A 23607-nucleotide genomic window follows, 5' to 3' on the forward strand; every position below is an offset into this window, starting at 1 on the left:
AATAGGTTTAAGATGTTTGTCTCCATCAAAAACAGAAACCCTTATTCCATCGGACGAAAAATATAAATTCTCATTTTTGGCAATCGAGAATTGCCAATGGGTTTTGAAAGCATTTACATCTTCACCCAGAGATTTGGGAGATGTCCAGCCATTTTTATTTTTTTCAATAAAGTAAAAATTTTCGTCATCATTCTCCCAGATAAGAAAATAAATTCTCTCCCCAGTAGGAGAAAAAGATAACCCCTGGCAGTTTTTGGGTAAACTAAATGGAATATCTTTTGTCAATGACCATCCCTGATTTATTTTTTGATAGTGTTTTGTTCCTTCCATCATCGTACCAATAAGAATACTTTCCCCATTATTATAAAAAAAAGGAGATTCATGTGGTTCATAATTGATAACATCTGGCGCAAATTTAACAGCAATTTTTCCAGGTGGTTTTTGACCTAGATAAAGGCCTTTCAATTCTGATAAATCCTGAGTTTGTGAAAGCCCGATTAGTGGCAAAAACAGTAAAACGTAAATTATTTTTTTCATAATTTTATTTTATTTTTTTGGTTTTAATTCTTCAATTTGTTAAGCATTTTTTTCGCATTCTCATTATCTAAATTTTAAATAAGCGATACTCATTCTTAATCTCATTTTCTGTTTATTTAATTTCAAGCACAACTCGGAAACCACCGTTACTTCCTCCTATATCAACAGGACTCCCACATCTAGATGAAACTCTTAATTCATCCGGGCTATACCAGCAACCTCCACCACGTAATACCCTATGAGTTCCTGACTTAGGACCCTTTTAGCTCCAATGCATTCATTTTTTTGACAACATTCTGACCTTGCTCGGTTAGAAAGTATTTGTTATCTTTTTGAAAAAACAGGCTATCCTTTGGCGAATCAATAATAGTAATATATGCAATACCTGACTTTTTACATTGCGAGATTAAATTTGTATCCTTGTCAAATAATCCATGAAAGTATTCTATTGCAAAAAGGCATAGTATTTTGTCACTTGAAGGGCCATTTTCGAGTTCAGAAGCAGAATCAACTACTTGAAAACAAATATTATCTTCTGATATTTTTTTGTTTTATTGATGTTTTCGCAAATTTCCTGACCAGTCAATGGTTTCTTTTTGATCTATCTTTTGGTAATTGAAAAACAATAGCATCATAACCTTTCTTTTTAAGGTTCATCATTTCAAAACAAATACTATCATCATTAAAGTTTGGAAATCCCTGGTGATTATGACCATCCAGAATAAACAAATTCTTTGAGGATGATCCGATTGAACAAACTTGTGCAATAGTTCTGGTGGAAACAATAATAGCCCCAAAAATCATTAATACATATCTAAGTTTCATGCTATATCATTAGGTATTTAGCATTAAACAATGAACATTTAGAAGCACAAATCTTTCAATTTGCAAGCAAGTTCAAACGGGTTATAAAAATTGACATTACTACTATTTTGTTTATTTTTTATTTACATTGTTATCTGCTTTTGTTTCTATTTCCTGCCAGAGTATTGGTTTGGTTTTATATATGTCAATCAAACAAAAAGTTGCTACAATTCCCCAGGCAGCTATCCATACTAATTGTCTGGATAACTCATTAATATTCATTGTCATTCCATAAAGAAAGCCTGAGAAAAGATTTAAAGAAGCATGTGCCAGCGCAGGCATCCAGATACTTTTGGAGCGCAAATAAATCCAACCAAGAAATGTCCCAATAAATATTGTACCAACAGGCATAAGTATTAGTGCTCCTAAAACAGGTTGACTCGGAAAGTTGTATCCCATTAAGATAATTGGCAGATGCCAATATCCCCATATTGCACCTAAAAATATAAACCCCCAAATTAAACCATATTTTCTTAATAATTTTTCTTGCAAATATCCCCGCCATCCCAATTCTTCCCCTAATGTTAAAATGCTACCGCCAATCAGAAATACAATATGTGAAAGGGTAAGATTGACTATGAAGAAAGTAATTGTCTGCTTATCGTTACCCAAGAGTAAACCTATTTTTGTACTCTCTAACATTCCGTTATTAAAAACAAAGAGCTTTTCCGACAGACTGCCCCAATTTAATCCTTCAATTATTAAAACTAGTCCAAGGGAAACTACAAGCGGGATAAAAATGGCTGGTAAAATATATCCCCAATTTTTCAACCCCCAACCGATTTTCAGGAAACCAGTTTTGGATAAAATGATAAAAAACACTGCAACAATGCCGGGAAACAACATCAAGAACGGAAAAAGTTTTGATTCGATCCCTCCTGTTAAATAGATCAAATATTGCCATCCATAGCTTAGTATAAATACGACGCCTAAGTACCACCATAGTTTGTTTTTGTTTTTCATAGAAATATTCTTTTTTATGTATTTAAAATTCTGACTAACGTTAAGTAAGATATTGATTATCAGTAGTCATTCTTTTATCAAAAAATTCATCTTTTGATCACTCCACTTTCCCTTTTTATCGTTAGCATGAGAAATTAATTTGCTGGAGAGAAGTTGGTAACTTCAGCAATATCAATTTCGGTTTGCCGAATATCGGGAAATGCAGATAACAGGATGATAATAACAAGTTTCCTGGATTTTCGTGTTTTTATCATACTATGCTTATTTTTCAACATTTTTTAAAAGTATAGTTAATTCAGATTTATATTCTTCATCTGAAGTTTTTCGTATTATATTCTTTAATGCCAGTACATATGCAGTATTTAATGCATCCTCTGACGCCACCAGATAATCAGGCTTGACACCAACTCCTTCCCAGTTAGATTTTGTTATTGGATTATATGATTCACATATAGGGATCTGTGTTAAAATATCTCCTTTCACTATTAAAACATCTACGGGATGTGCTCCTCCCTTTGTTGTTTCTCCAACCACAACTGCTCGTTTTAAACTTTGCATGGTATAAGAAAAATCCTCTGCTGCTGAGAAAGTCTTAGAATTAGTAAGAATATACAATTCAACTTTTAACATACGTTTGCCATTGATATTGGTTAATGACCAGGAATATTCATTTTGAATTGTATCTCTGCAGACGCAACCACCTAAATAAACTTTATCACTTGAAAGAAAATAACTGGGTAAAAGTGGAGTTAATGTCCCACCTCCATTGTCTCTTAAATCAATAATTATGGCATCAGAATTTGATAGAAATTTCATTGCACCATTTAGCGTTTCCTCCAAAGTATCTGAATTTGTGAAATACCTTATATCAAGATAACCTATATTTCCATCAAGGATTTCAACTTTTTTGAATCCGAAATTTTCTTTTTTATCAGACTCAATGTATCTCTCATTTATTTTTTTAATTTCATCCTTAGGTAACATTCCTTTTTCTGCTCTTACCAATAAAGCTTCTTCAGGGCTAAAGAATACATAAATATGTTTGTCATTACTAATATCTCTCAAATCAGAAGTCATTTTTTTGCAAAATGGTTCCAGTTCTATATAAGATTTATATTCTCCCTTTTCAAATTGCTCTATAATATGCTTAGCCATTTTATCTCCAATATCAGCAAAAACATATTTTTCTTTCATAATTGAAGCGACCTTTTTTACAACTTCTTCTTTTGTTTTTGCATCAATTAAAAGTTCATCCTGAGAATAACCATGGTTCAAATTAACCATTAAAATAAAGATTGCTATTATTAGTACTTTCATATTAAATTGGTTTATAATTTTTTTTAAAAAATTCGTTCATTTTCTATTAAATTTCAATTTCATATTCATGTAAACCTTACCAAGACTGTCATATACTTTCACTAGTTGAAGTACTTCTAGATAAACAAGCTCATCAGTCTATTATGGTATGTTTAACAATGACCTCCGTTCTTTTTAAATCCCTCATTTCCTATTATTCCATGCTATTTAAAAACTTCATAACTGCTGAATTAAATGCTTCGGGTTGTTCCAAAGGGATCAAATGGCCAGCTTTAAATATAATTTCCCGCCTGGCATCTGGGATTCCTGACTCAATAGCCCCTGAATGTGCATGAGCATCCGGGATATCAAATTCACCAACCAAAACCAATGCAGGCACGCTGATCTCAGAAAGAAATTTTATCGCGGTTCGTTCAGCGGGTTTCATATAATTGAATTTATTAGCATCAACATTGATCGGATTGGCTTGTAACAATTTTAAGCATGTTTCTTTTGCCTTTATATTTTCCGGATATTTCTGATAAGGATCTTCCCATCCAAAATATTGAATCATTTCTGGTGGACTGGCCAATAGCTTTTCCAATGAATTGACATGACCACCACGAGTCATGAAATGAGACGTATAAGAAAACCCTCCTACTACGGCACCAACTAAAACCAAGGCAGATACATTTTCTGGATATTTCAGGGTGAAATTGATGGCCAAACCACCACCGGCCGACATGCCGATTAGAATGGCTCGATCAATCTTAAGTTGAAGAAATATTTGTTTTAAGTCTTCAACATCCGAAAATTGAGTTTGTAGATTAGAAGATTTACCATAACCGCGACGATCGTAGCGGACAACGCAATATTTTTTTGCAAATACGGGCAATTGTTTATCCCAAACCTCGCAGTGTATTAATCCATCATGAATTAAGATGATGTTTTCTCCCTTACCAGCAATTTCGTAATATAAATTGCCTCCTTCTACCTTTATAAAGCCTGAATCAAATTCTTTCAAATTGTTTTGTGACATTGATGGTAATATTGTAATGACCAATGCAGCTAAAAGGACAAAATTCATTTTTATTCTTTTCATGGCTATATATAGATTCAAGTAGTAAGTGCAACAGATTAATAAGATGAAAGTATACCTGCAAACCGGTATCTTTCTAAAACATCTTTTGTATGCAGAAGAGATATTCACATTTAAATCACAAACAAACAACGGCCATGGTCGGATGAAATCATTAGTAATAACAAATTTTGTCCATGATGTTGAACCATCGCTATCATTTCGCCACCATGCTATAGTATTTAGATCTGAAGAAGCACCAAAAATATCAGGATTTCCATACTTATCTAAATCTTCAACTAAACTTCATGGGCGTTGATGAAGTTTTGTGCAACAGTAAATTTTGTCCATACAACGGGTTCTCCGCCATCATTCCTCCACCAGGCTATCCCGGGACTTCCGGCGTATGCCGCACCAACAATGGCCATATCTTCATCATTGTCGAAATCAGAAGCATAAACGGAATGTACACTGTACACCACTGAACCGATAATGATTTTTGTCCAGATAATGGGAAGTCCACCATCATTACAAAACCAAATTATTTGATTATCCTGTAAACTTGCAGTTAACGGTATCGCATATGGCTTGTGGCGGTTTTCGAAGCACTTCACTGTCAGCCCAAGACGAACTTGCATGAGAACGAAAACCTTTAAATTAACATTTCACCCGCCATAAGCTATATGCAATGTTATGTGCTGCCTTTTCATTGTCTGTCTATTTTATTAAAATCTAGGAATTCAGTGTCTTCATTGTCACTCTCAAAACATAGATTAACTGTACGATTTATAGCAATTGTCCGATGAATTAATCCGGATTTTACGCAATAAGTTTCGTTTGGAAAAAGGTCTACAAATTCCCCGTTTTCAAATTCAATTTTCAGATTTCCTTCTAGGACAATAAATAATTCATCGGTAAAATTGTGTCTATGCCAAGGGAAAGTATTGTCTTCGTTAATGGCTATTCTCAAACAATGGTCATTTACTGAAACTATCTTGTCATTGAAGTGATGATCAAGAATATCTTTTCCTATGTCCACTAGGTTAACTTTGTCATTCATTAGGTGTCTGTCTTAAGGTTGCACATAACACATCAGTATCTGAATCTCCATCCAGATCGCATGCATATAGCCCACCCATTCCGTGGGTATTATCATCAATAAGTTGTTCATTGAAATTTATTTGTTAATGTACTTGCAGAAAACTCACAAATATTCCTGCTAAACACAAAAGCCTAGCTATAATTTTTGTTCTCATAATACTTACGAATTAAAAAAATTTTATGGCCCAATAATAATTTTCAGATCTGATACAGCTTCGCCCCGTCACTCCCATTTTGTAACTTCTTTTTAAATTCAAACCCATTTGATTATTAGGAATATATTATCAGTTTCCTATATATAACCATTAAACGTAATCCTTTCTGATAGCAGAAATATAGCTGACTATTAGAGCAATACAATCATTCTTTACCTGATTATAACCAGCTTTTTGGAATCAATTAGCCTATGGTTGACATTCATTTTGCAATAGTAAATACCCGGATCAAAGTTTTCTCCATTTAACTCAATGCTATATTCCCCTGGGTTCTTAAAGGTATCGACAAGTACTTTTATTTCTTTCCCAATAGAATTATAGATGCTGATGTTTGCCTCTCCTGCCAACATTATGTGATAACTTATCGTTGTTGCTCCATTGAATGGATTCGGGAAGTTTTGAAGAAGGATTCCGTACTTAGGTTCTTTCTTATGTATATCATCGATAGCCACCGGAGGTTCCGGAGTGATTTTCCGTATCCTGTTTGCATTATATTCAGAAACATAAATTACTCCCGAATCTGTAATAGCAATGCTATTAGGGCCATTAAACTGTGCAGAATCAACTGAACCGTTTGTATTGCCAGGAATACCGGTTCCAGCAAACACATCGACCTCTCCTTGAGTATTGATGATGTAAATCTTATGATGTCCGTAGCTTGGTACATATAGATTGTCATCCTTATCAAATATCAGGTATTGTATTCGTGATATTGGTGAGTTGGGAATGGAAGCAAATACAGTTACCTCACCTTCAGGCGAAACTTTGTTTATTATTCCTGAAGAGTAATTTGAAACATACAGGTATCCTTCATTATCGAAAACTAGTCCGACCGGTCCGTTAAAACCAGTGGCAAATGTAGTTACAGTCCCATCCGGAGTGATTTTTGAAACCTCATTCCCATTTGCATTTCCGTGATTCGATACATATAAGTTTCCAAAGGTATCAAAAGCCAGGTCACTTGGATTATTAAAGCCAGAAGCAAAATCACTTATGGTTCCATCAGGCTCTAATTTTTTAATGATATCAGATCCATAATTTGAAATGAATAGGTTGCCTTGTGCATCAAAAGCTAATCCGTCCGGGGCACTAAGCCCGGAAACGTGAGTTGTGACGGTTGCATCGGGTGTAATCTTTAATACAGTATTACCTGAACCATTCCCCCAGTTCGCAACATAGAGGTTTTCGTTAGTATCAAGGGTAAATCCATCAGGGCCATTTAATCCTGAACCTGTTACAAACGTACTTACTGTTTGTGAACTTAAACTGCTAATTCCTACAATGCAAAAAATCAGGATCATGGTCCTTTTTAAGATTAGTTTTACTGAAATCATTTCGTTTTTTTTCATAGAGATTCAATGTTATTAATATTCATTTTCCAATTTCATTGACAAAGATTTAAATTGTAATTGTATTCTGCAAAAGAAATCAATAGAGGTTGAAAAGGGATCAATACTCAAAGGGATTTGTTCAATACTCTATTCTTTGGATAAAAGTCCCATTAGGATGAGAGAAAGAGCCTATTTGTTGATTTTATGGATATTTCTAAAAATTATATGATAAATTTGCTTTAAAATGATCTAAGTGAAAAGGAAGCAAATAATTACAATTCATTTACTTTTTTGGTTCATTGTTTTATCAATGAACTTTTCTTCACTTATTACTTACGACCGTCCCTACTTATATGAGTGGATCATTACGCATACTTATAAAATGATCCTTGAAATTATCGATTTTTATATAGTTTATAGCTTCATTATTCCAAGGTTTTTTATTAAGAGATCTAATCGGAAATTTTTTTTAATCACATTTTTTTATCTGATTTTTTATAGTTTCATTTTTGCATTTAGCTTAAACTATCTTGAAATTATTTTACATTTAATCGACAATTATCAGCTTTTCACATCCTATTATTTAGTCGCTATTTACTCAATTTTGCTCTACTTTTTCCTGGGAGGATTTTTCAGGTTAGCCATGGATGGTTACATTAATCAGCAGCAAAAAACATTACTTGAAAAGCAAAATGTTAAGAGCGAACTATCATTGCTGAAATCTCAAATTAATCCGCATTTTCTATTTAATACATTAAATACAATACATTCTTTTGTTAAAAGAGATCCTGATAAGGCTGCACATTCAATAATAAAGCTTTCAGGTATCATGCGGTTTATTTTAAGCAATACTAATCACGAGAAAATACCCCTTGACAAGGAAATAAATTACCTTGATGATTATATTACATTGGAGACATTCAGGCTTGGCAATCCTGATTTCGTAAGTTTTATAGTAAAAGGTCATCCTGATGATATTAGTATTCCACCTATGCTACTTATCCCTTTTGTAGAAAATGCATTCAAGCATGGTGAGATAAAGACCCCTTTGCCCGGAATAAAAATTATACTGGACGTTACTAACCCTAAATTGATTAATTTCACAGTTGAGAATGTTGTATCAGCAATTGGCAATCAGAATAACGTTCAAAATCCCGGAGGAATAGGTCTGGAAAATGTAATGAGAAGGTTGCAATTAATTTATCCTGATAAATACCATTTGACGATAACTAATAAAGACAAGCAATTTATTGTTCATTTAAGCATCAACCTGTTATGATAGAAATAAGCTGTATAGTAATAGATGATGAACCCCCTTCAATTTTACAGATTGAAGAATATATTTCAAATGTACCTTATCTAAATTGGAAGCATTCTTTTGATAATGCGATTGATGCCTTAAATTACCTTAAAGAAAACACAATAGACCTTATATTTCTTGATATTCAAATGAAAAAGCTGACAGGAATTCAGTTTTTAAAGGTATTGAAATCAAAACCAAAAGTAATATTAACAACCGCTTATGACGATTATGCTTTAGAAGCCTTTGATCTTGAAGTATCTGATTACTTGTTAAAGCCCATTTCGTTTGAACGGTTCATTGAGGGTACCGAAAAAGTATATAAATCCTTTCTCATGGAACAAAAATCAGATAAGGAAGCTAATAAATTGGATTTAAAAGATGACCGGAACTATTTTTTTGTAAAAACCGGTTTTGTTGTTGAACGTGTTGATTTTAACAATATTCTTTATATAAAAGGGGAAAGAGAATACCTTTCGATACGTACTACTAAAAAGAGCATTCTTACATTAAAAAGTTTCAATGACATTCTTGAATATTTACCTTCATATAATTTTGTTAGAATTCATAATACTTATGTTGTTGCAATAAATAAAATAACCAGTATCGAAAGAAATCACGTACAGATTGGAGACGAAATAATTCCAATTGGCCCAAAATATAAAGATGATTTCTTTTCCTTGCTGAAAAATAGAAAATTGCTATAAAATAATCTCAGTTTCATAGAATTTGTAATTCAAAATGTCACAAATCTTCCAGAAAGTATTAAGAAAAATTAAAATGTTTTGGTTATGTTCTAAATAATATTCGCATTTGACCTTATTAAACAAAAATCATTCCAGGCACTGAAGGAAATTTCAGCAATTCTAATTGCGGTAATTATAGGCAATGACGATTTTTCGATCTTGTCTTTCAAAGCATACAATTAATAATAAATCGAAGAATTCAAAAGAAAGACAAATTGACTACTGATTTTAATAACGAAATGCAAAAAACGCTGAGTCTTATTTCACCAAATGAATCGAATAATATGATAAGACACCTTGAAACATTGGGGCATGATAAGAGATGGTTGTTGCTTGGCGAACTAAATAAGGAGATTATTAAATTAATGAGAGAAGAATTAGGCAGTAAATAAACAAGCCCAGCACCTAACAATTAAGCGTTCTGGCTGTGCGCAGCACAAAGCCTGAACGTCCCGACTTGTCGGGATTGAACGACCTGTCCCGCCTTGGCGGGAAACCGGGGGATCAATAATTATGGGGATTGATATGAAATTGGTGGGTGTTAAAGTAATATTTTCAAGACTGCAGGTAATATTATTGTGGTTCTATTTTTCATCATAATAGTTATTGTGTTTCAAAATTTAAGTACGGCATGATTTTGTTGATTATATCTTTATCAGGTTTGGAGGTATTCAATAGATCCACTCTGGAGATATGCCCCCCCAACCTGTCTTTTAATCTGAATATAGCTTTAACATCTTCATAATCAAGATATGGGTGTTTAAGCAATTCTTTAAAAACGACTGTATTTATATTTATTTTCCTGATCATGGATGTATCAAGTCTTATCTGTTCGGCGATACCCGGGAAATTTGTGCTGTCAATACCGTACACTTCCATGAGCTGTCTTTTGTTGTAAAATCCACCCAGCATTTCCCTGTATCGTATAATCCGTTTTGCAAATACGCCCCCGATGCCACGGATCTTTGTCAATCCTGCACTGTCGGCCGCATTGATTTCAATGCATACTTTTTCATAGGTTTTATTACCCTGTTTTTCAGGATAAACCCTCTTACTCTGAAATTTTATACTTTTCAGGCTGTCCAGGGAATCCTGCACCAGGATGAACCTTGCAACATCCTGCTCAAAACCGGAAATATCAAAGTCTTTCACAGGTGCAAAAACGGGAATCAACAGGTTATATGTAATTATCCCGGCTGTTATAACTACTAAAACTAAAATCCCGCGTTGCTCCCGCCGGGAAAACGTGAAATAGTCCTTAATAATGCTCGACATGGTGAAATGTATTAGGATTCAGGCGATAAGAATAAGGCTGCAAGCGGCAAGCGTCAGGGTGCAGGCTTCAGGCTTCAGGTTGCAGGTTGCAGGTTGCAGTGCCCTGTACCCTTTAGCCTGTAACTTGTAGCCTGTAACCTGTAACCTGAAACCTGAAACTTGTATCCTTCCCCTTGCAGCTTGTTTTCCTGATTATTAGTTCCGGAATTCCTGAAATGTCCCCTTTTTTCTTACCCCAAAATTCCAAGTTGGTATAAAAACACCATGGCAATGGCGATAGGGGCGAGGATGCGGACGAGGATCATAAACAATCCGAAGACCTGTGCTTTCAGTGTTCCGTGGTTGGAAATTTCGTCTCTGACATTCTTTTTGCCAAGGAACCACCCGACGAAGATCACGATAAAAAACCCGCCGATGGGTAGTAGAAGATTGATGGAGGCATATTCCATAACCCCAAAAAGGTTTGTGCCGAAAAGGAAAGGGCTGTCAAGCGGCCCTTGTGACAGGGTACAGAAAACGCCAAGGATTGTGATGAGCAATGCCGCGATTATGGTAGATTGTTTCCGGCTAAGGTTTAGCTCTTCCGACAGGAATGCCACGACTACCTCAAGCATAGAGATCGTTGATGTGAGTGCCGCGATGATCAGCAGCAGAAAGAATAATAGTGACCACACGTATCCTCCTGCCATTTGTTCGAAGATCCCGGGTAAGGTGATGAAAACCAGGGCAGGTCCTTCGGCGGGGTTGATGTTAAAGGCAAATACGGCCGGGAAAATGGCGATCCCCGCCAGTATGGAGATCAAGGTGTCTGCTGCAGTAACAGAAATAGCTGTGTTTGAAAGATTGTCTTTTTTGCTGATGTATGATCCATAGGTGATTAGGGTACCCATGCCGATGCTCAGGGAGAAAAATGCCTGTCCCAATGCTTCCAGGATGGCTGAAGAAGTTATTTTCGAAAAATCGGGTTTGAACAGGAAGCGCAAGCCGTCCCCTGCGCCCTCCAGGGTGACCGACCGAATACAGATGGCGATGATGATCAGCAAAAGCAAGGGCATCAATATCTTTGCATATTTTTCTATTCCATTCCTGACACCGCGATAGATGATCCATGCCGTGAGAAACATAAAAATTACCTGCCACATTACCGGCCAAAGCCCGCCAGCCTGGAAGTCACTGAACATCGTGCTTAGCTCTGCAGGACTTTTCCCGCTGAATCCATTGGTGATGGACCTGTACAGATATTCAAGAGTCCATCCTGCAATGGTGCTGTAAAAAGCCAGGATTAAAAATGCCCCGGCTATCCCCATCAAACCCACAAGGTACCATGGCTGGCCTTTTTTCAGTATCTGGAAGGCACCGTATGGGTTTCTCTGAGCCCGCCGACCAATGACAAATTCTGAAAGCATTAACGGGATTCCAATAAATATGATCAAACCGAGGTAAACCATTAAAAAAGCAGCGCCCCCGTTTTCACCGGTAATATAAGGGAAACGCCAGATATTGCCCAAACCAATGGCCGATCCGGCCGCTGCTGCGATTACTCCGATCTTTGAACCGAAACTGTCTCTCTTGGAAAAGTCGAATTTTGTCATAAATGAAAAGGTATTATGGGATCAAATATGGATACAATTATAGGAAAAAATTGTATACAGGATGCCGGTTTTGCCGGACTATATTGTAAACCGGAAGCGGGAAGGGAAAAAATGAATAATGTTTAACATTATCTGATTTGTTACTGATTTAGAATATTTGATATTAGATTTTGAAAAATATAATTCAAACAATCCAAGCCTATCAATATATCAAAAATCCCAAATCAACAATCCCAAACAAATCGTTAATCTGTTAATGGTTAATCTTCACCAGCTTCCTGGTTACAACCTCGGAATCTGCCTGAAGCCTGAGTATGTATATTCCGTCCGGCAACGAACTCACGTCTAACTCCATCTCATGCACGCCAGCCGGCATCACCTCATTCACCAATCGCCTGATCCACAATCCCGAAATCGAATACAAATCACAAATCGTTAACCGGTAATCGTTAACCGTAAATCTCAGGAACGCAGTTCCTGAGCATGGATTCGGATAACATAAAATACCAAGGTTAAAACTATGATCTCCAAACTCATCCAGACCTACAATCTGGCTATAGTCTGCGTGTAGAATTGTACCTTCATCTCCAACAACCCAACCATGGCCATTTTCAGTAAAATAAACACTCTTCAAATGATAGCTCGTGTTGCTCGTATCGGATTCCCACGTATTTCCGCCGTCTGTTGTAGAAATTATTGAACCATTTTCACCAACAGCCCAGCCATTGAACGAATCAATGAAATAAACAGAATATAATCCATTATTACCTGTGCTATAGTATGATGTATCCCAGCTATTTCCACCATTTGTTGTTTTTAGTATTATATCATTCCACAGTCCTCCGACGCACCAGCCATTCAGCGAGTCTGTGAAATAAATATCGCATAACTCATAACCGTGGCGGTCCGCATAATAGAATTGATACTCCCAGGTGTTTCCGCCATCACTGGTGTGTATTATGTAACCATAAATATAACCGGTGCTACCATTACTATGGCCTCCTGATACCCATCCATTCAGTGAATCGGTAAACCAGACACATCGTGCAATCCCGAAACCAGATGGCACATTTTGACTTTCCCAGGTTTCGCCTCCATCTGCAGTGTGCTTTATTCCGTATCCTACTGCCCATCCACAGAGTGTATCAGTAAAGAAAACTCCATTTGATGGAAAATCTTCAAAATTCATATCTTTCCAATTGTTTCCACCATTTAAAGTACGAAATAAACTTCCTTGACCATACCCATCATACTGACTGCCAACAACCCATCCGTGATTTGGATCGGTAAAAAAAACATCATTCAGATAATAGTCCGTGTTAATTGTTTGCTCTTCCCAGTTTTCCCCTGCATCATCAGTATGCAGGATGGCTCCGTTGCTACCCGTTACCCAACCGTTCAGGGTATCAGCGAAATAAATACTTGCAAGGTTTTCAGTTGTCCCGCTGGCTTGTAGATACCACTGAGCGGTTAAAACAAAAGGGATTATTAAACAAAGAATAAGTACAGTAAGTGTTTTCATGATGACCTCTTTCTTCCCTCTCTGCACACTCCCCCGGTCACATTGAGTTTATTGAAGTGATGGGGGAGAGTATGAGGGGCTGCTATTTACAGTTTAATAAATTTCTTAGTCACAACTTTTTCCCCAACTTGCAACCGGCAGAAATAAAGTCCTTCGGTCAGGTAATCCAGATTACCATTAATGGAATGAAAACCGGGGGCTAACGTTTCATTTACCATAAATTCCAATTTCTGTCCTACGATATCAAAAATCTGGATGGAAACTTGTTCCTCAGATTGCAGATTGAAACTTACTTTAATATTAGAAGTAACCGGATTGGGAATAATCATAAAATCAAAATCAAAGGCATTTTCTGGTATTCCTGTATTAATATCATACCAGGCCTCCCATCCCTGGGCACGAATGCTATTGTTAGTTAAGAACGCCAGTTTCATTTTTCCACTTGGAGAAGTAACCGGTCCAGGGGGATCTTCATAGTACCCGCTGATCTCAGCAATCAGTTCCGCCGAAACGCCGTCATAAATTTTTACTACATCATTTATTTCCTCTGTATCAAAATAATTAAAATGCAGTGTAAGCGGATCTGTTACTCCAGGATCAATCATCCAGGTACAAGTCTTTGAGTTGTGATAGAAAAATGAACCACTGCCATCATCAAATGTGGCAGCCTGTCCTGTTAATTGTGTCATCCCGCTGCACCATACCGGTCGGGTGGTTTTATAATTCAGGTAAAATCCGGGTGCTGTGTTCGATCCATCGGTTATAAATTCAACAAAAACTTTATTTCCTGTAGATTCAATATCATTCGGAATTGTATTGCCGCTTAATTCGGCCAAAAGGGGAGCAGAGTTGTCTTCTCCATCGTAAATATAAAGCCTGTCACCATCGTTGAACAAATCCAATCGTTTCACTATAATTTCAATATTGGTAACAGAATCTTGTTCATTCTGCGGATCAATTAACCACGAAACCTGGGTGTTGTTGAGGTAGTTATGGATTGGCCCGCTTCCATCAGAAATGCTTCCCTCAAGAGCGCCCAATGTATCGGCTCCTGTTTCATATAGCGGATAATTAAATTGCAAGGTATCGGGACAAAGTGTAGATCTGATATCTTGATGGTAATTGAAACCCTGGATGTTGTCGATGGTATAATAGCCGTTACTTATACCGCCCCAGCCAAAATTAAAATGAAATAATTCCTCATCCAGGTAACCATCGCACACAAATGCATGCCCGGGCGAGTATTCGTAATTACCACCATAATAAATTGGACATGCATCATCTATCATTTCTACCAGTAAGGCTTTCCATTGTTCATCAGGCATGCTGTCACGATAAAGCCAGATATATGGAAGGAATTTAAAGTGGTATGCGGTTGAATCATATTCAGGGATTAGCATACTCGAATCGGGGGCTGAACCGTACGGTGAGAAATCCATGTGAAAATTTACTGCAACATGATACATATATTCTGCGACGGCTGTATTTACAACTGGCAGTTTATCAACCATTTCGTTATAGCGGTACCATGTATTTTCGAAATCAGCAGATTGCACCCCATACTCAGGGTAGGTTTTTGGGAGATAGGAAGTGTATCCCCGGCCATGATCGGGCCATCTCCAGTAGTATGCTATTTGACTTACAGCAGTCGCCACACAACCTGTTAAAGCATGGCCACCCGGACCGGCGGGATCTTCAGGGCAATAATAATTTTCAGGAAAGCCCTGATCCCACTCAGTGGTCAGCAAGGGCTCAACTTCTTTGCCGCCGGCAGTAATCTTCATGGAGCCAAAATTTTCATTCAGGTAATGTGTCCATTTGTCAATAATCCTCTTCTCAGGACTCATTTGTTTTTCCCTGGCATACCTTACCTGCTCTTCATATTGTTGAAACCACCATCTTACATTGGGGGGCTGGTTTTCGGCAACAAAATTGTGCTTAAAGGAATATCCCAAAACAGGAGCCAGGCAGTCATCGGCAGGAACAATAATAAAGCCGGCATTATTTACCTGAAGAACATAATAAAAGTTTTGAATTCCATCAGATTGCACATGGATAGGCCGTATGCTTAACTGATCATACACAACCACCCCTTCGAACCGGTTGTATTTCTCATAATAGAAATTCAGAGCCACTTTTTTGGCTTGTTGAAGTGTTACATTTCCGGCAAAGAGACTAATACTGAAAATGAAACAGATACCGGTAAATAGATTTTTTGTTTTCATAAGACTTCAGTTTTTGCCCCCTCCCTTTCTCCCTTCCTCACTCTTCTAAAAGATAAGTGTGACAGGGGGAGGGATGGATGAGGCGGGGTGTTTAAAGTTTTATAATTTTTCTCGTTTGAATTCTTTCATTGGTTTTTAATGTACAGAAATAAATTCCTGCGGGCAATGCGGTTGTATTGCATTCTATTCTTTGTTCTCCTTTCGGCTGGTATTCATTTACAAGAGTTCTGAAAGATCGCCCGCTTAAGTCGAGGATTTTTAAAGTAACAGGTGAATTTTGATGTAATGTGTATTCTATTATGCTACCTGATTCAAGTGGATTCGGGGAAATTGTAAATTTTTCTTTAAAATTTAATTCCTCAACTGAAGTTATTGAATCACATGCTGTCTGCACCTCTATCATACTATTGCATCCAGGGGCATTATCATGAATTTCAATTTCCCCACCTGGATTAGCTAAATATTCACAAACACTTTCCACTTCACAGGTTGACAAAGTAACATTGTTGGCAATGAATAAACCACTAATTGATTCGGCATTAACATTATCCAGGCCTGATAAACTAGTCAATACTGGATTGCCCACTATTCCAAGACCACCCCCAATAGTAGTCAAATTAGAAAGCCCCATTAAACTGGACAGGGTTTGATTGCCTCCACCACCTTCAATAAACCCAGTTCCGATTGTTAGCCCTCCACCAATTGAAGACAGGTTATCAAGTCCTGATAAATCGGGAAGGGCATTGTTGTCCATGATATTAAGGTCACCCCCAATAGAAGTTATACCTTCCAAACCTGATAGACTAGTCAGGGATGGATTGCCAGCATGGAATGCTCCTCCATAAAAATACCAAGCATAAAATCCAATTTTCAGGTCACCTTCAATAGAAACCAGGCTTTCCAATCCTGTTAAACTTGTCAAAGCATCATTACAATAAATCTCAAGGCTTCCCCCTATGTAAACCAGATTCTCCAAACCTGTTAAGCTGAGCAAAGACGAGTTACCAGTACAATACAAACTCATGTATGAATGATAATATCCAATTATTAAATCTCCCTGAACAGAAGTCAGGTTTTCAAGTCCGGTCAGACTTGTCAGGACTGATGTACCCTCAATTATAAGATTTCCTCCGATGCTCGTCAAATTATCCAATCCTATTAAACTGGATAGGGCTGGATTACCTTGAGAAGAATAGCCTCGCACCCCAATTGTAAAACTCCCCCCAATAGAAGTCAGGTTTTCAAGTCCCATCAAATTTGTCAGGATATAATTACCCGATATCTCAATGTCTCCTCCGATGGATGTTAAAACATTCAGACCGTTTAAATTGGTGATATCATTCCCATTAATTTCGACATTCCCTTCTATTTCTGTGCAATTGGGGTGGTTGGTTTGGAAATTGTCGATCTGGGCCTGGGTGTTAAAGGTGATGCCTTCGGGCAGGCAGGGTTGGGAAATGGCTTTTATTTGGGTAAACAGCAATGTTAAAATTAAAAGTGTTATGTTGTTCATGATGATCGCTTTGTTGTGCAGGCGATGGGTAGGGGTATGAAAACAATCTGACTGTCGCCTGCAAGTTTTCTAACCAGATATAAATTTCCGATGAGACCTGAATTTTCCCTTGTGTTATTTGTTCAAATGATTGGAGTATTTGGTCAAGGATTAATCCCATTCGACTGTACAATCGTATGGGATTAATCCGTTAATCACGGATCTTCACCACTTTCTTCATCACAAGCATCTCTCCCGCCTGAATCCTCACAAAATAGATACCTGCCGGCAGGCTTCCCATATCAATCTCCACAGCATGTTCTCCTACTTCCATTTCTTCATTCATCAACCGGAAAATCTTCCTTCCATCAATCCCCCATAAATCACAAATCACAAATCGCTGATCATACATCGTAAATCGCAGCCACGCATTGGCGTAACATGGATTCGGATAGCACTCAACCTTGAACTCAGAACTTTGAGCCCTGAACTCGTTTATGTCGACAAATTCACACTGCTCTAAAATCTCTTCCGCGCTATTACATCCCTCTGAATTGTCATCATGGATGGTACTACCGTTTGGAGAGGCCACCAGGTAATCGCATATACTTTTTACAGCACAGAATGAGAGAGAGGAGTTATGTATGATAATCAACCTGCTGATTGTACCTGCATCGATATTTTCCAGTCCTTCCAGGCTGGTAAGGTTGCCGTTATAGTCAATCCAGAGATCTCCTCCTATTGATGTGAGGTTTTGCAGGTTTACCAGGGTTTCCAGTGAAGAGTTGGTACTTATTCTGAGGCCTCCACCTATAGAATACAGGTTTTCCAGCCCCGCCAGACTGGTAATTGCCATATTATTATTGATCTCAAAGTCTCCTGCAATTGAAACAAGGTTGTCTAATGCTGCCAGGTTTGTAAGGGCAAAATTATGCGATATTTTAGCTCCCTGGCCAATAGAAGTGACATTCCCTAAACCTGCCAGGCAGGTTAAAGAGGCATTGTAACCAATGTAAAGGCTTCCATTAATAAAAGTAATATTGTCCAGGCCCGTTAAACTAATCAGTGAGGAATTGGTACTAATACTTATTGATCCTCCAAGGGAGCTTAAATTGATAAATGCCGTTATACCGTACAGTAAAGGGTTTTCATTAATATGAAGACTGCCTCCTATGGATGCCAGGTTTTCAAGTCCGGTAATACCGGTAAGTTGTTCGTTGTTTTCAATAATTAAATTTTCCCCGATATTTGACAGGGCGTCAAGCCCGGACAGATTGGCAAGGGTGTTGTTATAACTGATCACAAGGTCCCCCCCTACGGCTGTCACTTCACTGAGTCCTTCCAGATTCATTATATCAATGCCACTTATCAAAACATCCCCTTCCAATTCATAACATCCGGGATAATATGCCGGAAAACTGTCAATGTCAGCCTGGGTAAAAAAGTAATAGTATCCGTATGGAAGACAGGGCATCGTAAAACCACAGGCATTTGCCACTTCAGGTGGATTATTGCATCCGCTGGCATTGTGACGAATGGTGACCGGACCGTTTGGATTTGATAAGAAACCGCATATACTTTGTGCATCGCAGTTAGTTAATGAGTTGTTGTAAGTAATAGACAGACTGTCAATCGAGCCGGGGTCAATGTTTTCAAGCCCGGTTAAATCAGCCAGGGAATCATTGTGATATATTCTCAAATATCCTCCGATGGAGTCGAGGTTCTCCAGGCCTTCCAGGCCTGTAAGGCGGTCATTATTTCCAATGTACAAATCAAGGCCGATACCTGAGAGATTTTCCAGGGCTGTTATATCGACTAATGAGCCGTTGCCCCCGATATAGTAATGATCCCAGTAAGGTCCAATTATCAGGCTTCCCCCGAGAGATACGAGGTTTTCCAAACCGTTAAGACTGGACAGGTTATCGTTGGCATAGATCTCCAGGTTTCCTCCAATTGTACTAAGGCTATTTAAACCCTCCAGGTTTAAAAGGTTTTGGTTGCCAAGAGCAGCCCAGTACCAGTATATACCATAGTATCCGATTTTTAGACTTCCGTCGATTACAGAGAGGTTGTCTAATCCTGTCAGGCTTGTAAGAATTGTATTACCAACAATAATAAGATCCCCCCCGATATAATTTAAGCCTTCAAGTCCGGTCAGACTGGCCAGGGCAGGATTTTCCGTGTACAATGAATACTCGCCGATTTTCAGTGACCCCGAAACCGATTTAAGGTTTTCAAGTCCTGTCAGGTTTGACAGTGATTCAAGAGTTATTTTCAGATCTCCTCCTATTGAGGTTAAATTCTCCAGTCCGGCCATGCTGGTGAGAGCATCGTTATTTGATAAGTGTAGATCACCATCTAATGATGTCAGGTTATTTAACCCGGTTAAACTGGTCAGGGCATGATTATGGATAATCGTAATTCCTTCTCCGACATAGGAAAGACTTGTTAAACCTTCCAGGTTTGTCAAAGCAAGGTTCGAATTAAGAGTCAGTTTTGTACAGATGGAATCTAAATTGTTAAGGCCGATTAAATTCTCCAAAGATCGACCATGAATCTCCAGAAAGTCCCCAATGCTAACCAGGTTGTTCAATCCTGACAAATCCTGTAAGTTGTTATTATATTGAATCAAAAGATATCCCCCTATAGATTCAAGCCCATTAAGCCCGGTCAAATTTTCGAGTGCGGGGTTGCCTTCCATATATTTTCCAATATCGACATCACCACCAATAGAACTCAGGTTTTCAAGTCCGGTAAAATTTACAAGAGCATTATTGTTGTATATGTCAATATCTCCATCGATAGAAACCAGATTGTCTAAGCCGTTAAAATTAGCCAGGAGAGAATTATCGTGAATTACTAAGTTTCCCCCAATGGAAACCAGATTGCCTAAGCCGCTAAAATTTACCAGGTGGCTATTATTGTGAATTTCCAATTTCCCCCCTACCGAAACCAGGTTATCCAGTCCCTGGAAGTTAGTCAGAGAACTATTATTATAAAATTGTAATTTTCCCCCGATTGACGTCAGGACACTTAATCCGTTCAGATTATTTATACTTCCATATGAAATGATCGTGACATTACTTGTTATCGCTGTGCATCCGGGGTAATTAACCTGGAAGTTGTCAATTTCATCCTGGTGGTCGAAATAAATACCTTCGGGCAGGCATGAACATACAGGTTGGGCAGAGAGGGTGATGCTGCCCAATGCAAGGATTAATGTTAGAATTTGTTTTTTCACGGTATTACTGGTTTTTAATTACTGGTTGAGTGTGGGAGTGGGGTTAGGGTGTGATAGAACGCGGATGACGCGGATTGGGCGGATTTTCGCGAATTTTGTCATGATTATTCGGTTATCTGGTTATCTTGTTATTTGTTGATGCGGTAAATCGTAAATCATAAATCATCAAATCATAAATACATCGAAATCAAAAATCACTAATCGTTCATCTTAAATCTTAACCAGCTTCCTGATTACAAGCATCTCTTCCGCCTGAATCCTCACAAAATAGATGCCTGCCGGCAGGCTTCCCATATCAATCTCCACGGCATGTCCTCCTTCTTCCATTTCTTCATTCAGCAACCGGCAAATCTTCCTTCCATCAATCCCCCATAAATCACAAATCACAAATCGCTGATCATACATCGTAAATCGCAGCCACGCAGTGGTGTAACACGGATTCGGATACGCTTCAACCCGGAACCCGGACCCCGGAACCTGCAACTCATCTGTTCCCACTATCCCGCAGGCTTCTTCCACCTCTTGCAGGCTGTTGCAGCCGGGGGCGTTGCACTGAATAGAAACCGTTCCGTTTGGTGCTGCCAGGTAATCGCAGATGCTCTGCACATCGCAGGTTGATAAAGTATCATTATGATAAATATTCAGGGAACTAATGGTTCCTGCAGATATATTGTGCAATCCCTCCAAACTGAGCAGGGAAGAGTTGTAATATATCCAAAGGGTTCCTCCGATGGTATTCAAATTTTCCAGTCCCAGGAAGTTGGTCAGCGAATTATTATTAAAAATTGTAATTTTTCCCCCGATTGAAGCTAGGTTCTCCAATCCTGTTAAACTGGTTAAGGATGGATTATCTGAAACATTGAAATATCCCCCGATTGTATCTAAATTATCCAATCCGGTCAGATACAACAAGGAATCATTTGAATCAATCCATACAGTACCACCGACGTAATTCAGATTTTCTAAACCTGCTAAATTGGAAAGGGATGGATTCCCGAAGTTTCCATACGTCCCTGATCCAATGTGAAGTGAACCAGATATGTGATCCAGGTTTTCAAGCCCTGTTAAGCTGGACAGGGCAGCATTCCCATAAAGTTCCAGATTTCCTCCTATGGAAGTCAGATTGTTTAATCCCACCAGGTTGGTAAGTATAGGATTTCCTCCACCATTAAGTCCGCCAATTTCAATGCTACCCGTTATATTTGCCAGGTTTTCAAGGCCTGTTAAACTAGTTAAAGAGTTGTTGGAATATAGAAGAAGGCCCCCTAAAGAATTCAGATTAGACAGTTCTGAGAAATTTGCCAGTTCAAAATTATGGATACTCAGGAGTCTGCCTTCAATAGAAATTAGATTTTCCAAACCTGTCAGATTTTCCAGAACCCAGTTGAATCTCATATCAAGGTCACCAATAACAGATGTAAGATTTTCCAATCCTTCAAGGTTGGTAAGAGCGTAGCATTGATCAAAAATGAGTGAACCCCCGATGTACTCCAGGTTTCTCAAATTTTCTATGCTTTCCAGGGAATTGTTTGTACGAAATTGAAGGTCTCCGCCGATATATTTCAGATTGTCTAATCCTGCTAAACTTGTCAAAACTGGACTATGACCAATGGAGAGACTTCCCCCGATTGAATCCAGATTATTCAATCCGGTTAAGCTTGACAATAGCGGATTGCTACCAATCCAGTAGCCACCGATATCAATATTCCCTGGTATTGAAGTTAGGTTCTCCAGGCCAGTCAAACTTGTCAGGGAATCGTTGAATATAACACTGATTGTACCGTCAACCGAATTTAGATTATTCAAACCAACTAAGTTTGACAATAATGGATTCCCAATAATATTTAAATCCCCTGCAATTGCAACCAGGTTTTCTATGCCCGATAAACTGTTCAGCGCAATATTATCTCGGATTGTAAGCAATCCCCCGATAGATGTCACAACATTTAATCCGTGCAAATTGGTTATATCATTGCCCTGTATCTCCACATCCCCCTCAATCTCTGTACAACCCGGATAGCTGATCTGAAAATTGTCAATTTGTTCCTGGGTTGTGAAAGTAATGCCTTCGGGCAGGCAGGGCTGGGCTGATAGCTGCATGTGGCAGCAAATCAGCCAAGCTGAAATTATTAAGGTAAAGTTTTTCATGATGCAATCTCTTTTAATTTTCAATATTTTTGCCCTAATCTCACTGCACAATCAATTTCTTAACAATCACCTGATTTCTGCTATACAAACAGCACAGGTAAACCCCACTTGCAAGGTTTTGTCCTGAAAATGAGAATGAATAATCGCCTGAAGGTAAATCCCTATTGCAAAGAAGCCCTAACTGATGACCGGTAAGATCAATGATTTCCAGTTTGATGTAACTATCCTGTTCCAAAGAGAAGTGAATGTTGGTATTTTCTGAGAACGGAGAGGGAAATATCCTGATCTCAACAGGCATTTCCTCTGCGATTTTTTCATCGATGCCAACTCCCAGCAGGAACCAATCCACAATCCGGGAGAGCAGTTCTTCTCTTGTTCCCTGGCTACCGTCTTCCAAATGTGCCAGGGCATAAGAAAAGCAGAAAGTTTTCTGACCATATTCCCCTTCGCCCTGGATGGCAACGCTTCCATAATCATCTTCTTCGAAAGCAGCAATGCTGTGATCATTGGGCGTCATTATTTCAATATACCATACTGGAGACTGGCTTGAATTCGTGAATACCAGGTCCTCACAAATGGAACCGGATAATCCCGAAAGCATATCAATATAATTTGCGGTTGGTTGAAATGTGGTTTCAGATATGCCAAACAATTCCTTTAACTCTTCTATATTTGGATATT

General features: G+C 38.2%; 19 protein-coding genes. 2 read left to right on the forward strand and 17 right to left on the reverse strand.

All coding sequences use genetic code 11. The annotated features are described in order from the left end of the window. From KKA81_03760 to KKA81_03800, 9 genes are all read right to left on the reverse strand, one after another. The coding region (locus KKA81_03760) for a hypothetical protein (GenBank protein MBU2650028.1) at nt 1–537 on the reverse strand (537 nt) is incomplete at its 3' end. A gap of 251 nt (nt 538–788) precedes the next feature. Beyond that, nucleotides 789–1079 carry a membrane dipeptidase gene (locus KKA81_03765; protein MBU2650029.1) on the reverse strand — a complete coding sequence of 97 codons (291 nt, stop codon included), beginning with the start codon at nt 1077–1079 and terminating at the stop codon, nt 789–791. Nucleotides 1080–1119: 40 nt separating this feature from the next. After that, entirely contained in the window at nt 1120–1362 is a 243-nt protein-coding gene (locus KKA81_03770) for a hypothetical protein (protein ID MBU2650030.1), read from the reverse strand. A 111-nt stretch (nt 1363–1473) separates the two neighbouring features. Beyond that, nucleotides 1474–2364, reverse strand: a complete 891-nt coding sequence (locus tag KKA81_03775) for a CPBP family intramembrane metalloprotease (GenBank protein ID MBU2650031.1) — start codon at nt 2362–2364, stop codon at nt 1474–1476. 261 nt (nt 2365–2625) lie between these two features. Then, nucleotides 2626–3681: a S41 family peptidase gene (locus KKA81_03780; GenBank protein ID MBU2650032.1), complete on the reverse strand. Its 1056-nt coding sequence runs from the start codon at nt 3679–3681 to the stop codon at nt 2626–2628. A 193-nt stretch (nt 3682–3874) separates the two neighbouring features. Beyond that, nucleotides 3875–4762, reverse strand: coding sequence for an alpha/beta hydrolase (locus tag KKA81_03785; GenBank protein ID MBU2650033.1), 888 nt, complete (start codon nt 4760–4762; stop codon nt 3875–3877). 275 nt (nt 4763–5037) lie between these two features. Then, on the reverse strand, nt 5038–5376 hold the full coding sequence (locus tag KKA81_03790) for a hypothetical protein (protein MBU2650034.1): 339 nt from the start codon (nt 5374–5376) through the stop codon (nt 5038–5040). Nucleotides 5377–5444: 68 nt separating this feature from the next. Further along, nucleotides 5445–5798: a cupin domain-containing protein gene (locus tag KKA81_03795; GenBank protein MBU2650035.1), complete on the reverse strand. Its 354-nt coding sequence runs from the start codon at nt 5796–5798 to the stop codon at nt 5445–5447. Between the two features lie 408 nt (nt 5799–6206). Next, nucleotides 6207–7403, reverse strand: coding sequence for a T9SS type A sorting domain-containing protein (locus tag KKA81_03800; GenBank protein ID MBU2650036.1), 1197 nt, complete (start codon nt 7401–7403; stop codon nt 6207–6209). Nucleotides 7404–8028: 625 nt separating this feature from the next. Between KKA81_03800 and KKA81_03805 the strand changes: the two genes are divergently transcribed. Together KKA81_03805 and KKA81_03810 are read left to right on the forward strand one after the other, a co-directional pair. Further along, nucleotides 8029–8664, forward strand: coding sequence for a histidine kinase (locus KKA81_03805; protein ID MBU2650037.1), 636 nt, complete (start codon nt 8029–8031; stop codon nt 8662–8664). After that, a complete protein-coding gene (locus KKA81_03810) occupies nt 8661–9392 on the forward strand; it encodes a LytTR family DNA-binding domain-containing protein (protein ID MBU2650038.1) in 732 nt (243 codons plus the stop codon). Before KKA81_03805 ends, KKA81_03810 begins: the two co-directional genes overlap by 4 nt. A 642-nt stretch (nt 9393–10034) precedes the next feature. Here the strand turns inward: KKA81_03810 and KKA81_03815 are convergent. From KKA81_03815 to KKA81_03850, 8 genes are all read right to left on the reverse strand, one after another. Beyond that, nucleotides 10035–10706, reverse strand: a complete 672-nt coding sequence (locus KKA81_03815; GenBank protein MBU2650039.1) for a helix-hairpin-helix domain-containing protein — start codon at nt 10704–10706, stop codon at nt 10035–10037. Between the two features lie 230 nt (nt 10707–10936). Then, nucleotides 10937–12298, reverse strand: a complete 1362-nt coding sequence (locus KKA81_03820) for a sodium-dependent transporter (protein ID MBU2650040.1) — start codon at nt 12296–12298, stop codon at nt 10937–10939. 253 nt (nt 12299–12551) lie between these two features. After that, nucleotides 12552–13820: a T9SS type A sorting domain-containing protein gene (locus KKA81_03825; protein ID MBU2650041.1), complete on the reverse strand. Its 1269-nt coding sequence runs from the start codon at nt 13818–13820 to the stop codon at nt 12552–12554. A gap of 86 nt (nt 13821–13906) precedes the next feature. Further along, nucleotides 13907–16045 carry a C10 family peptidase gene (locus KKA81_03830; GenBank protein MBU2650042.1) on the reverse strand — a complete coding sequence of 713 codons (2139 nt, stop codon included), beginning with the start codon at nt 16043–16045 and terminating at the stop codon, nt 13907–13909. A gap of 91 nt (nt 16046–16136) precedes the next feature. Beyond that, the gene (locus KKA81_03835; GenBank protein ID MBU2650043.1) at nt 16137–17558 is read right to left on the reverse strand and encodes a T9SS type A sorting domain-containing protein; all 1422 of its coding nucleotides are present in this window, start codon (nt 17556–17558) and stop codon (nt 16137–16139) included. Nucleotides 17559–17748: 190 nt separating this feature from the next. Beyond that, on the reverse strand, nt 17749–20778 hold the full coding sequence (locus KKA81_03840) for a hypothetical protein (protein MBU2650044.1): 3030 nt from the start codon (nt 20776–20778) through the stop codon (nt 17749–17751). 210 nt (nt 20779–20988) lie between these two features. After that, the gene (locus KKA81_03845; protein ID MBU2650045.1) at nt 20989–22926 is read right to left on the reverse strand and encodes a leucine-rich repeat protein; all 1938 of its coding nucleotides are present in this window, start codon (nt 22924–22926) and stop codon (nt 20989–20991) included. Between the two features lie 40 nt (nt 22927–22966). Continuing rightward, nucleotides 22967–23607 (reverse strand): T9SS type A sorting domain-containing protein (locus KKA81_03850; GenBank protein ID MBU2650046.1); only part of this gene is annotated, 641 nt, incomplete at its 5' end.

The organism is Bacteroidota bacterium (genome assembly GCA_018831055.1).
GTDB lineage: Bacteria > Bacteroidota > Bacteroidia > Bacteroidales > B18-G4 > M55B132.